At 38.5% G+C, this 12675-nt stretch carries 11 protein-coding genes, 7 tRNA genes and 1 pseudogene; 17 read left to right on the top strand and 2 right to left on the bottom strand.

The genetic code is table 11. From position 1 onward, the window contains the following. Window positions 1-3: 3 nt before the first annotated feature. Window positions 4-1071, top strand: coding sequence for an AAA family ATPase (locus FZ949_RS07410; protein WP_103580369.1), 1068 nt, complete (start codon window positions 4-6; stop codon window positions 1069-1071). After that, window positions 1068-1735, top strand: a pseudogene (locus tag FZ949_RS09795) (DUF4276 family protein). Before FZ949_RS07410 ends, FZ949_RS09795 begins: the two are co-directional and overlap by 4 nt. Window positions 1736-1767: 32 nt before the next feature. Here the strand turns inward: FZ949_RS09795 and fliI are convergent. Both fliI and folE read right to left on the bottom strand, forming a co-directional pair. Then, window positions 1768-3075, bottom strand: coding sequence for a flagellar protein export ATPase FliI (gene fliI, locus FZ949_RS07400; protein WP_103580368.1), 1308 nt, complete (start codon window positions 3073-3075; stop codon window positions 1768-1770). After that, window positions 3072-3644, bottom strand: coding sequence for a GTP cyclohydrolase I FolE (gene folE / locus FZ949_RS07395; protein WP_103580367.1), 573 nt, complete (start codon window positions 3642-3644; stop codon window positions 3072-3074). The genes fliI and folE overlap by 4 nt, the downstream gene beginning before the upstream one ends. 137 nt (window positions 3645-3781) lie before the next feature. On the opposite strand from folE, the gene tig reads away from it, so the two are divergent. From tig to FZ949_RS07320, 15 genes are all read left to right on the top strand, one after another. Next, on the top strand, window positions 3782-5113 hold the full coding sequence (gene tig / locus FZ949_RS07390; protein ID WP_107953508.1) for a trigger factor: 1332 nt from the start codon (window positions 3782-3784) through the stop codon (window positions 5111-5113). Then, entirely contained in the window at window positions 5113-5703 is a 591-nt protein-coding gene (gene clpP, locus FZ949_RS07385) for an ATP-dependent Clp endopeptidase proteolytic subunit ClpP (RefSeq protein ID WP_054196008.1), read from the top strand. Before tig ends, clpP begins: the two co-directional genes overlap by 1 nt. Before the next feature lie 8 nt (window positions 5704-5711). Next, on the top strand, window positions 5712-6734 hold the full coding sequence (locus FZ949_RS07380) for a GGDEF domain-containing protein (RefSeq protein WP_103580365.1): 1023 nt from the start codon (window positions 5712-5714) through the stop codon (window positions 6732-6734). 14 nt (window positions 6735-6748) lie between these two features. Next, entirely contained in the window at window positions 6749-7267 is a 519-nt protein-coding gene (def, locus tag FZ949_RS07375; RefSeq protein ID WP_087577214.1) for a peptide deformylase, read from the top strand. Beyond that, window positions 7264-8769, top strand: a complete 1506-nt coding sequence (locus tag FZ949_RS07370; RefSeq protein ID WP_103580364.1) for a YifB family Mg chelatase-like AAA ATPase — start codon at window positions 7264-7266, stop codon at window positions 8767-8769. Before def ends, FZ949_RS07370 begins: the two co-directional genes overlap by 4 nt. A gap of 2 nt (window positions 8770-8771) precedes the next feature. Further along, window positions 8772-10175: an NAD(P)H-hydrate dehydratase gene (locus FZ949_RS07365; RefSeq protein ID WP_148790308.1), complete on the top strand. Its 1404-nt coding sequence runs from the start codon at window positions 8772-8774 to the stop codon at window positions 10173-10175. Next, a complete protein-coding gene (gene purN, locus FZ949_RS07360) occupies window positions 10157-10744 on the top strand; it encodes a phosphoribosylglycinamide formyltransferase (RefSeq protein WP_148790307.1) in 588 nt (195 codons plus the stop codon). Before FZ949_RS07365 ends, purN begins: the two co-directional genes overlap by 19 nt. Continuing rightward, on the top strand, window positions 10737-11459 hold the full coding sequence (locus FZ949_RS07355; RefSeq protein WP_107953503.1) for a TerC family protein: 723 nt from the start codon (window positions 10737-10739) through the stop codon (window positions 11457-11459). The genes purN and FZ949_RS07355 overlap by 8 nt, the downstream gene beginning before the upstream one ends. A gap of 429 nt (window positions 11460-11888) precedes the next feature. Then, a tRNA-Pro gene (locus FZ949_RS07350) sits at window positions 11889-11966 on the top strand. 9 nt (window positions 11967-11975) lie between these two features. After that, window positions 11976-12052, top strand: a tRNA-His gene (locus FZ949_RS07345). Between the two features lie 6 nt (window positions 12053-12058). Beyond that, window positions 12059-12135: transfer RNA gene (locus FZ949_RS07340), tRNA-Arg, on the top strand. A gap of 15 nt (window positions 12136-12150) precedes the next feature. Beyond that, a tRNA-Arg gene (locus tag FZ949_RS07335) sits at window positions 12151-12227 on the top strand. Window positions 12228-12242: 15 nt separating this feature from the next. Next, window positions 12243-12327: transfer RNA gene (locus tag FZ949_RS07330), tRNA-Leu, on the top strand. Between the two features lie 139 nt (window positions 12328-12466). Beyond that, window positions 12467-12542, top strand: a tRNA-Lys gene (locus FZ949_RS07325). Between the two features lie 13 nt (window positions 12543-12555). Beyond that, a tRNA-Glu gene (locus tag FZ949_RS07320) sits at window positions 12556-12631 on the top strand. Window positions 12632-12675 lie beyond the last annotated feature (44 nt).

Here is a 12675-nt window from a genome sequence, read left to right as displayed (position 1 = left end):
ATTATGAAAATTGAAAAAATTACTATAGAAGGCTATAAATCCATAAAATCATTAAGGGATTTTGAGTTAAAGAATATAAATATATTAATAGGTGCAAATGGAGTAGGTAAAAGTAATTTTATATCCGTTTTTAAAATGGTTAACTACATGTTATATAAGCGCCTCCAAGAGCATACCTTAGATAAAGGTCCTGACAGCTTTTTATACTTTGGAAGAAAAATTACAAATCAAATATTGCTCAAATTTGAATTCGGATCAAACGGTTATGACGTTACATTAGTCCCAACGCAGAATAATCAGTTGCTAATACAACGAGAGCATGTTAGATTTCTCGAATACGGATATACAATAGGAGAAAATATTTTTGAAAGTAATCTATCTCAAGCAGAAGCATATGCACGATCAAGAAGAGTAGCCAAATACTCTTTGGATGGTATTCAAAAATGGAAACTATACCATTTTCATGATACCGGAGAAACATCACCTATAAAAGGTGTATGCCAAGCTAACGACAATATAATATTTAAAGCAAACGCTCAAAATATTTCCGCGTATTTAAAAAGATTAAAAGATGAATATTTAGATTATTATGAAAAAATAGTTTCAATAATACAAGAAGTAGCTCCTTTTTTTGGTGGATTTATTTTTAGAAACTCTGAAAATATACAGCTTGAATGGTATGACAAGTCAGATCCGGATACTCCATTTAAAGCTCATATGCTTTCAGATGGAACATTGCGCTTTATATGCTTAGCTACTCTTTTATTGCAGCCTTTTGAGCTAATGCCGGATACTATTATTATAGATGAACCTGAACTAGGGCTTCATCCGTTTGCAATAAATATTCTAAGCACGCTCATTAAAAGAGTTGCCGAAAGAAAGCAGATAATTATCTCATCTCAGTCGGTAGAACTTATAAATTATTTTACTCCAGAGGATATTATAGTAGTAGATAGAAAAAATAAAGAAACGGTTTTTAGGCGCTTAAAAGAAGAAGAGTTGGGCGATTGGCTACAAGACTATACGATGGGTGAAATTTGGAAAAGTAACTTAATAGGTGGTAGGCCATGAGAAGAGTATATATAATATGCGAAGGCCAAACCGAAGAAAATTTTATAAAAGAGGTGTTTGCTCCTTATTTTGATCCACAAATAGTTACTATTCAACCATTGCTCGTAGACAAAAAAGGTGGAGCATTATCATATGATAGAGTAAAGAATTTTATATTAAGGCTTGTCAAATATGACGTAGCCGCACATATAACCACTATGTTTGACTACTATGCTCTTGATACAAATTTTCCCGGCCACAATCAACTAAACGAAATCCCAGATATATATAAAAAGTTAAATATTTGGAGGAAAAATTTAGAGATGATATAAATTCAATTTTTTCTAATAATAGATTTTTTCCGTATATACAACCGCATGAATTTGAAAGCTTACTTTTTAGCGATATAAATGAAATAGCAAAAGCAGATCCCGACTGGAATCAAAGAGCAGATCAAATAATAAGCTCTTTATCAGCAATAGTTAATCAATGTCCAAACCCAGAAGAAATTAACAATTCTTATAATACCAGTCCATCTCATAGATTGGGTCAAATTCTAAATTTACCAAAATACAGAAAAGTATTACATGGAGCCACCATAGCTAAAAATATCGGCATAGATAATATTAGGCAAAAGTGTAAACATTTTGATGAATGGTGCAATAATAAAAATTTATTTCCATAGTTTTGCACTACGTTCAATGCTTTAAAAACAATTTACTGATTGATCTTATCAAGCAGCTCTTCGACCTCTTCAAGCGCAAAGGCCTCTTCCGAGCTTTGTTTTAAAAAGCTCTCCATAAATTCTTTCTTCGAGATCGCAAGGTCAAGCTCCTTGTCGCTGCCCTTTTGATATGCGCCGATGCGAAGCAAGACCTCATTTTCTTTTAAAAGCGAGTAGAGGCGCTTAAATTTCATCGCATTTAGCTTGTGTTCTTTGCCGATCACGTCGCCCATGACACGCGAGGCCGAGTTTTGGATATTGATAGGTGGGTAGATGCCAAAGTCCGTTAGCTCGCGGCTTAGCACGATGTGGCCGTCTAGGATAGAGCGGCTTTGGTCGGCTATCGGGTCGCTCATATCATCGCCCTCAACTAGCACGGTGAAAAACGCTGTAATACTGCCCTTGCCCTCCTCTTTGCCGGCGCGCTCCATTAGCTGTGGCAAGAGTGTGAGCGAGCTTGGCGGATAGCCCTTTGAGGTCGGTGGCTCGCCAAGCGCAAGGCCGATCTCACGCTGCGCCATCGCAAAACGCGTGACGCTATCCATGATGAAAAGCACGTCGTTGCCCTGCTGTTTGAAGTACTCAGCCACGCTCATCGCACAAAATGCGCCGTATTTTCGCATGAGCGAGCTATCATCACTGGTCGCTACGATGATGACCGTGCCCTCTAGGTCGCCGCCTAAGTTTTTTTCGATAAATTCAGGCACCTCACGGCCACGCTCGCCTATTAGCGCGACTACTTTTATGGGGGCTAGCGTATTTTTTACGATCATGCCCATGAGAGTTGATTTGCCCACACCTGAACCTGCAAAAATCCCCAGCTTTTGCCCTTTGCCGCAGGTAAGCAGCCCATCTATAGTCTTTATACCAACGCTAAAAGGCTCGTTTATAAGACCCCTTTTCATCGCATCTATGGGCGCTCTCATGATCGGCATATATTCAGTCGTATCAATCGCCCCTTTGCCGTCGATTGGCTTCATAAATGGATCTACCACGCGGCCTAGTAAATTTGGCCCCACTGGTATGCTCATGCCCTGATCGCTCTCATAGACGAAATCGCCTATCCTAAAGCCCTCGACAAAGCCAAATGGGCTAATATAAGCGCCATCTGTCTTTATCTGCGTGACCATGCCAAGGCCGTTTTTACTCTTGTCTTTTGCCACTATGCGCACGATGTCGCCGATACTTGGGCGAAGTCCAGTGATCTCTATCGTAGTAGCTGTGATCTTTGTGATGACGCCGAAGGTATTTGAGAGCTTCATGCCCTCTTTAAGCCTTGAATTTATACGCTCTAAACTCAAAAATGCGTTTCCCTAGGCGAATTTATAAGCGAGAAAAACTCCCGTCTTGTGTCTGCATTTTTGATAAAGCAGCCCCTAAGCGCCGAGGTCGTGGTAGTCGAGTTTATCTTCTCCACACCCCTCATCTCAACGCACATGTGCCTTGCCTCGACGACAACTCCAACGCCTTTTGGAGCGATAACGTCCTCAAGCGCCTTTGCGATCTGCTCGGTCATCTGCTCTTGAATTTGTAGGCGCCTGGCGTAGATATTTACCATGCGTGGAATTTTACTAAGGCCAACGACCTTGCCATTTGGGATGTAAGCCACATGCACTCGGCCGATAATAGGTAACAAATGGTGCTCGCAAAGGCTGTAAAATTCGATGTTTCGCATCAAAACCATTTCGTTATTTGAACTAGTAAAAAGTGCATCACCAAGAACCTCTTTTGGATCTTCATTATACCCGCTAGTTAGAAATTTAAACGCTTTAAAGACACGCTCAGGCGTCTTTATAAGCCCTTCTCTGTTTGGATCTTCACCGATGATAGTTAGCATATTTTTAACTGAATTTTCAAAACTCTCTTGCATAAATTTTCTCCATAATTTTATCGCCAAATTCTACGTTAAAACGCCTTTTATATCTATAAAAATTTACAAATTTACAATGAAATAAGGAAAATTCTGCTATATTTTGAGCTAAAAATTTGTATTCATAAAGGAATTAGATGGAAATCAAAACAAAAGCTCTAGATAGCGTAAATACCTTAGCAAGCACGACTATAAGTGCGGATGCTATAAAATCTAGCGTAGAAAAACTAGCAAAAAAAGCAGCAAAAACTATGAAAGTAGATGGCTTTAGACAAGGCCATGTGCCAGTTGCTATTGTGCTAAAACGCTATGAGAAAGAGCTAACAAACGACGCTGAGCAAGATGTCTTAAGAGATGTTGTTGATGAGGCTATAAAACAAGCAGGCAAGAAAAATGACGATCTTATCGGCGAGCCTATCGTTTCAAAATTTGATAGAAAAGATGGCAAGATCGATGTTGAGCTAACAGTTTCATTTAAGCCAAGTGTTGATGTGAGCGGCTATGAGAGCTTGATACCTGAGTTTTCAAACCCACGTGTTTTGAAAAAAGATATCGATGAGAAAAAAACTGAACTTTTAAAAATGATAGCCCCACTTGAGAAAATTGATGGTAAAAGAGGCCTAAAAGTTGGCGATTTTGCCAAATTTGACTTTGAAGGCTTTGTTGACGGCGTTGCATTTGATGGTGGCAAGGCTGAAAACTATGTGCTTGAGATCGGTTCAAATCAATTTATCCCAGGCTTTGAAGATGGTATGGTAGGCATAAAATCTGGTGGCGAAAAAGATATCGAGGTTAAATTCCCAGAAAACTACGGCGCTACACATTTAGCTGGTAAAGACGCTATTTTTAAAGTCAAACTTCATGAAATTCAAGAGAGAAAGATCCCTGAAAAACTAGATGAAGAGATGTTAAAAACTCTACTTCCAAATGAAGAAAAACCAACTGAAGAGTTACTTGATGAGCGTATAAAAGAGCAAATCCGCCAAGAGAAAATTTATAAACTTATAAATGATGAGCTTAAGCCAAAATTTGCTGAAGCTGCGGTCGAGAAATTTAAATTTGACGTGCCAAAAAATATTGTAGAGCAAGAGATCGATATGCAGTTTAGAAACGCATGGAGCTCATTTACTCCAGATGATATGAAAAAATTTAGAGAGGACAAAGACGCTCTTTCTAAAAAACGTGACGAGTTTAGAAAAGACGCTGAAAATAGCGTTTGTTTAACTTTCATTATCGATGAGCTAGCTCGCGTAAGAGGCGTGAAAGTAAGCGATCAAGAGGTTGTTCAAGCGATCTATTTTGAGGCGTATAGAAGCGGACAAGATCCAAAAACACACCTTGATATGTACCGCAACCAAGGCATGCTTCCAGCTATAAAGATGTCAATGATCGAAGAGAAGCTATTTAGCGAGCTTTTCAACAAAGAAAAAGACGAAAAAAAAGCAAGTAAAAAAGAGAAGGCCGAGTAATGAGCTATTACGTTCCTGTCGTAGTTGAAAGAACTAGTAGAGGTGAGCGAAGCTATGATATATATTCCCGTCTTTTAAAAGATAGGATCGTTATGCTAAGTGGCGAGATAGAAGATGGCATGGCTGCTTCTATCGTCGCTCAGCTTCTATTTTTAGAGGCTGAAGATCCGGACAAAGATATCTACCTTTATATAAACTCACCAGGTGGCGTGATAACAAGTGGCTTTAGTATCTATGACACGATGAACTACATAAAGCCAGATGTTTGCACGATCTGTATCGGCCAAGCTGCTAGTATGGGTGCATTTTTATTAAGCTGTGGTGCGCCAGGTAAAAGATACGCATTGCCAAATTCTCGCATCATGATACACCAACCACTTGGCGGCGCTAGAGGGCAAGCGACTGATATCGAGATACAAGCTCGTGAAATTTTGCGTATGAAAGAGATTTTAAACGGAATTTTGGCCAAAAATACAGGTCAGAAGCTAAGTAAGATCGTAAAAGATACTGAACGTGACTTCTTTATGAGTTCGGCCGAAGCCAAAGAGTACGGACTTGTTGATAAAATTTTGGAGAAAAGTTTTAAATAAGGCCCAAAGTGATAAAGATAGATAATGCACCAGACCCTAAGAAAAAAGCGGTTGAGGTAAAACATATTCTAGAAAAAGAAAGGGTAGATATCTACAGATTTTCAGAAAATGTTTTGCATGAATTAAGCGACGATAATGTTCCATCTACGCCAAACAATTACTCTATTTATTTTGAGAAAATGCTTGATGGACAGCCTGATGAATTTAGAAAAGAGATCGGTGATATTATAGTCGCAAATTCTGAAATCTCAGTGCCTACAAATGGTAATATCTCTATTGAAAAAGAGATAAAGCAAGGATTTATCCAGATAAAAAGCATGCTTCAAGCCGTGGTGCTAATCTATAAAAATTTAGGCATTATGAGAGGCCTAGTACAAAAGCGCATGGATGCACTCAAAAATAATACAAATATCCTAGCTCTTCAAAATGTTTTAAGCGCATTTAATCATGACCTAATAAAATTAAACAGCCTTATGGATAAGCATCTTGATGTCATTAAAGTAAGCTATGACGAAGTAGCTAAAATGCTTAAATCTATTGAAGAGCAGTCGATTTATGATACGACATATGACGTCTATAATAAAAAATTTATAGTAGCCACAGTACAAAGTGAAGTAGAAGCTGTTAAGAGATATGGCTATAACGCATCGTTTTTACTAGTAAGAGCAAAAGACAGATTTACAAATCGTGTAAAAAATTTAAAAGAGCGAAACAATATGTATAAAGCTATATCGCAGCTTCTTTTAAGAACTTCTAGAAGAAGCGATATAGTAGCTCATTACGGTGATGGCTGTTTTGCTATGGTTATGAAATATACTGATGAAAATGGCACTAAACAAGCTGGTAGCAGAATTTTAAATATGCTTTCATCTATACCTTGGAAGATAGATGGTGAAGAGTGCAAGCTTGATATCCAAGTGGTTTCAAGCATGATAACAAAAACAAGAAGCGCTGAAGAATTAATCTCTTACTCGTTAGATCAACTAATACTAACACAAGATGATGAGCAGCCTATATTTTTGGGTGAATAAGTAGGAGTTTGAGCTTGATCTTAGAGGTTTTATCTTATCCAAATAAAAAACTTTATGAAGTCTCAAAAGAGGTTAAAATTTTTGATGAGGAACTTCACAAACTACTTGATGATATGTATGATACGATGATTGCAAAAGAGGGCATCGGCCTTGCTGCTATTCAGATAGGTGTCGCAAAAAGAATTTTTATTATAAATCTAGCCAATGACGAGGGCGTGCAAGATAAAGAAAATTTAATCGAAATCATAAATCCAAAGTTTGAACTACGTGAAGGAGAATGCATCTATCAAGAGGGTTGCCTTAGTGTGCCCGGATATTATGAAGATGTAAAAAGAAATGAAGTTGTGGCTATCAAATATCAAGATCGCTTTGGCAAAGAGCAAAGCTTAAAGGCTGATGGGCTTTTAGCTATCGCTATCCAGCATGAAAATGATCATTTAGATGGACATCTTTTTATAGAAAAAATCGGCTTTAATAAACGCAAAAAATTTGATAAGGAATACAAAAAGCAAAAAAAAGAAAAAGCTTCATGAAGTCTTTAAGATGTGCTACTTACGGCGATGGACTAAAGATAATTGACGTTGAGTCTATCTTCTCTCGCGGGCTTCCTGGTTTTAGCATCGTTGGGCTTGCAAGCACAAGCATAAAAGAGAGCACAGAACGCGTAAAAGCAGCACTTCTAGCACTTGACTTTTCTTTTCCAGCACAAAAGATTACCATAAATTTATCCCCTTCAGATCTGCCAAAAAGTGGCTCACATTTTGACCTAGCTATCGCTCTTCTTATAGCTCTTCAAAAGGCAAAAAGCTTAGAGAAAATTTTTGTCTTTGGTGAGCTCGGGCTTGATGGAAGCGTAAAAAGCACAGCAAATTTATTCTCAATCCTTCTTTTTTTAAGCACACAAGTAAAAAACGTAAAAGTCTTAGTGCCAAAAGAGATAGCACAAAAAGCTTCAATGATCCCAAATTTAGAGGTTTATGCGGTTAGTACTCTAGAGGAAGCGATTAGGTTTTTTAATGACGCAGAATTTGCAAAAAGCATACGTTTTAACGCTATACATGAGCTATTTTCAAACGTGATAGAAATTTTTGGCAAAAGGTACGTTCCAAATTTAAACTTTGAGCTTGATTTTAAGGACGTTTTGGGTCAGGATCGCGCCAAAAGAGCCTGCATTATTGCAGCTGTTGGCATGCACAATATTTTATTTGAAGGCAGCCCAGGTAGTGGCAAGAGCATGTGTGCAAAACGCCTAGTTTATATCATGGCGCCACAAAGCTTAGAAGAGGTGCTAAAGTCTGCCGCCTACCGCTCTTTAAATCTTCAAGATAGCGAATTTACAAGTATTAGAGCTTTTCGCTCGCCCCATCACACCTCGACTAAAAGCTCGATCTTTGGAGGAGGCTCAAACGTCGCAAAGATCGGCGAAATCGCGCTTGCAAATGGCGGGGTACTATTTTTTGACGAGTTTCCTCACTTTTCAAAGCAGGTGATTGAAAGCCTAAGAGAGCCACTAGAGGACAATCAAATCCATATCGCAAGAGTGAATTCAAAAGTGACTTATGAGACTAAATTTATCTTCGTAGCCGCTCAAAATCCATGTCCTTGTGGAAATTTATTCTCTCGCAATCTAAATTGCAAGTGCAGCGAAAATGAGATAAAAAACTATAAATCAAGAATTTCAGCTCCAGTGCTCGACCGCATTGATTTAAAAGTTGCCATGGACGAGAGCTCGCCAGGCGACAAGGCGAGTTTGAGCTCACAGCAGATGAGTGATATGGTTTTAAAAGCCTTTATATTTCAAAAAAAACGCGGTCAAGATGAGCTAAACGGCAAGCTAAATGACGCACAAGTAGAAAAATTTTGTCTATTAGATAATGAAGCAAGAGAAATTTTACAAAAGGCAGCCTTGAAGTACAATCTTTCTCAAAGAGGCATAAAAAGGACACTTAGAGTGGCTAGAAGTATCGCTGACCTTGATGAGAGTGAGCAAATTTTAAAGCCCCACATCTTAGAGGCGCTTAGTTTTAGGGCATGAAGATGAAAAATTTATATTTAGATACAAGAATTTTAGACGAGCGAGCGAGCAAGAAATTTGGCCTTAGTGAAGAGCTTTTAATGGAAAACGCTGCCGCTGGCATAGCAAATTTCATCCGTAAGAAATTTAAAAAAGGCGAGAGGGTGCTTGGCATTTGCGGTGGTGGGAATAACGGTGCTGACGTGCTTTGTGCTTTAAGGATGTTAGAGGGCGAGTTTGAATGCGAATTTATCTTAGCTAGTCAGAATTTAAAGCCACTAGCCATTAAGCAGCTTGAGCGAGCTAAATCTGCTGGCGTGCGAGAGAGTAAAGACGCAGAAAATAGCTTAAATAGCGCAAAATGCGTCATAGACGGGCTTTTTGGTTCTGGTTTAAATAGAAATTTAGACGAAAATCACATAGAGCTTATCTCAAAGATAAACAAAAGCTCTGCCTACACTATCGCTTGTGATATGCCAAGTGGGCTAAGTAGTGACGGCAAGATGCTAGGTGCTTGCGTAAAAGCGGACATCACGATCACAATGGGAGCTAGAAAGCTTGGGCTCTATAGCGACGCTGCAAAAGACTTTGTTGGCAAGATAAAGGTCGCTGATCTTGGTATAAGCGCTCAAAACTATGAGTGCAAGAGCGACTATCACTTGCTTGAAAAGTGCGACCTCGTGCTTCCAAATAGAAAAAATCAGTGCGTAAATAAGGGCGACTTTGGCCACGCATTTATCATATCTGGCGAGCACATAGGAGCTAGCAAACTTTGCGCAAAAGCGGCATTTGCCTTTGGGGCTGGGCTAGTTAGCGTGATAGGCGAGCAGGGCTTAAATTTACCAACGCATATCATGCGAACAAGTAAGATAAGCGAAAAAATGAATGCCGGAGCCGTTGGTATAGGACTTGGCAAAAAAGCCATAGAAGAGCTTGATGCACAAATTTTAAAGGGTAAAAAGCTAGTGCTTGACGCTGATATTTTTTACAGCGCAAAAGTGCTTGATCTACTAAATGAAAACTATGTTTTGACGCCCCATCCAAAGGAATTTTGCTCGCTTTTAAAAATTTGCAAAATGGCCGATATAGATGTGCAAACTTTGCAAGAGAACAGATACGCCTATGCAAAGGCTTGGAGTGAGAAATTTAAGGCAGTACTTGTGCTAAAAGGCGCAAATACAATAATTGCTAAAGATGGAAAAATCTATATCATGCCTTATGGTAAAAATATACTTGCAAAAGGTGGTAGTGGTGACGTGCTAAGCGGACTTGTACTTGCTCTTTTATCTCAAGGCTACGAGCCACTGAGTGCTGCTATCTCGGCTACACTAGCTCATGCACTTAGCCTTAAAAATTTCAAAAAAAATAGCTATGCGCTTAGCCCAATAGATATTATAAAAGGAGTAAAATGCTTACGAAAAAAATAGCCGTACTTTTTAGCGGTAGTGGCTCAAATTTAGAAGCGATACTTAAAAAAGTTCATAATCAAATTTTTAATGGCATAAAAATCGAAGTTTGCCTTTGTATTTGCAATAAACCTGGTGCGTTTGGCATCGAGCGTGCTAAGAAATTTGGGCTTGATACGATGATAATAGAGAGTGCCAAATTTGCAAATAGAGAAGAATTTGACGCTGCAGTTGTAGAGCAAATTTTAAAAAGCGGCGCTGAACTAACGGTGCTTGCTGGGTTTATGAGGATATTAACTCCTGTTTTTACATCACAGATAAAAGCCATAAATTTACATCCTTCCATATTGCCACTTTTTAAAGGTGCTCATGCGATAAAAGAGAGCTTTGAGAGCGAGATGATGATAGGTGGTGTCAGCGTGCACTACGTGAGTGAGGAGCTTGACGGAGGTAAACTCATCGCACAAAGAGCGTTTGAAAGAGAAGATGATATGAGCTTAGAAGATTGGGAGAGTAAAATCCATGCGATAGAGCATGAAATTTTGCCTGATAGCATAATAAAAATTTTAACAAAGGAAGCAAATGTTTGAATGGTTTAGTTCGCCAGAAGCGTGGATATCACTACTTACGTTAACTGGCTTAGAGATAGTTTTAGGCATAGATAACATTATATTTATCGCTATTTTAGTAGGCAAACTACCTCAAGAGCAGCGTGGCAGTGGTAGGATTGTTGGCTTAGGGCTAGCTATGGTGACTAGAATTTTACTTTTACTTTCATTGTTTTGGATCATGAAGCTTACGAAGCCACTCTTTACTATCGCAGAATTTAGCATAAGCGGCCGAGATGTGGTACTTATACTGGGCGGTCTATTTTTACTTGTAAAATCAACCCTTGAAATACATTCTAGTGTTTCTGGCGAAAGCGAAGAACATAAAAATAGTAAAAAATCACATGCAAATTTCTTGGTCGTTGTAAGTGAGATAGCTGTTTTGGATATTGTTTTTTCTCTTGATAGTGTTATAACGGCTGTTGGAATGGCTGAGCATATAGAGATAATGATCATAGCTGTTATTTTAGCAGTTGGTGTAATGATGATAGCGTCAAAAGGTATTTCTAATTTTGTAGATAATAACCCAACTATAAAAATTTTAGCACTTGCATTTTTGGTGCTTGTGGGTATGACGCTCGTTGCTGAAGGATTAGGATTTCATATTCCAAAGGGATATATATATTTTGCGATGGCATTTTCATTGGCAGTGGAAAGTATAAATATTTATGCTAAAAAGAAAGTGTTAGCTAAATAATATTTTTACGATGATGAAAAAGCTAATGACATGATGGATAAAATGTTAATCAAAAAATTTTAGCCCGAAAAGATAAATCTGTTGAAATTTGAAGGTAAAATTTTGATAAGCATAAAATGCATAATAGATAGTAGATCGATGTTTGTTTTGTTGTAATATCAGTGTAAAATATTCGTGTCAAGCTACTTAAAAATCCGTGAAATAAAGGACATACTTTATAGCTAGGTAGTAAAATAGAGAAGTATAAAAAGCTTGCGTGTGTAAAAAATTAAGTATTTGGCGAAGTATTAATTAATATTTTTGATTGAATTATCTTTTATATATAATTTCTATTAATTTAAGTGTTTTTTAATTGACTTTATAAAAAAAACAAGTTAAAATACGACTTTTTAATGAGGTAGTGGCATAAACTTACAAACACGACTCAGGCGGGGTGTAGCGCAGTCTGGTTAGCGCATCTGGTTTGGGACCAGAGGGCCGAAGGTTCGAATCCTTTCACCCCGACCATGTTAAATGGTGAGTGTAGCTCAGTCGGTTAGAGCATCAGATTGTGGTCCTGAGGGTCGTGGGTTCGATTCCCATCACTCACCCCATTTTGGGCGCTCGTAGCTCAATTGGATAGAGCGACAGACTTCGGATCTGTAGGTTATGGGTTCGACTCCTATCGGGCGCGCCACTTAAAATACTTTATGCGCTCATAGCTCAGCTGGATAGAGCAACGGCCTTCTAAGCCGTAGGCCTCAGGTTCGAATCCTGATGGGCGTACCACTTTATTATTGTTGTGCGGATGTGGTGAAATTGGCAGACACGCCAGACTTAGGATCTGGTGCCCCACGGCGTGAAGGTTCAAGTCCTTTCATCCGCACCATTCTTTTTATAGTTTTAGATAATCTTATGTTGTTAAAAATTAAAGTTAGCCTTTATTATAGAAAGTATTAGGTACTTTTTCTTGTTTCTTGACATGTAATAATGTTTTTTGTATAATCTCAATTCTTTTTTAAGCAAATGTCTTGCTAGCTCAGTCGGTAGAGCATCTCACTTTTAATGAGGGGGCCGTTGGTTCGAATCCAACGCAGGACACCATTTTTGGGTTTATGACCCTTTCGTCTAGTGGCTCAGGACTCTACTTTCTCTGTGTAGAAACAGAGGTTCAAATCCTCTAAGGGTCGCCAGATATTTTTTAAATTTTAGGTCGCTTAGCTCAGTTGGTAGAGCG

Origin of the sequence: Campylobacter concisus (genome assembly GCF_902460545.1) — a bacterium.
GTDB lineage: Bacteria > Campylobacterota > Campylobacteria > Campylobacterales > Campylobacteraceae > Campylobacter_A > Campylobacter_A concisus_AE.
Note: the sequence above shows the minus strand (reverse complement) of the source record. Positions and strands in the feature narration are given on the sequence as shown.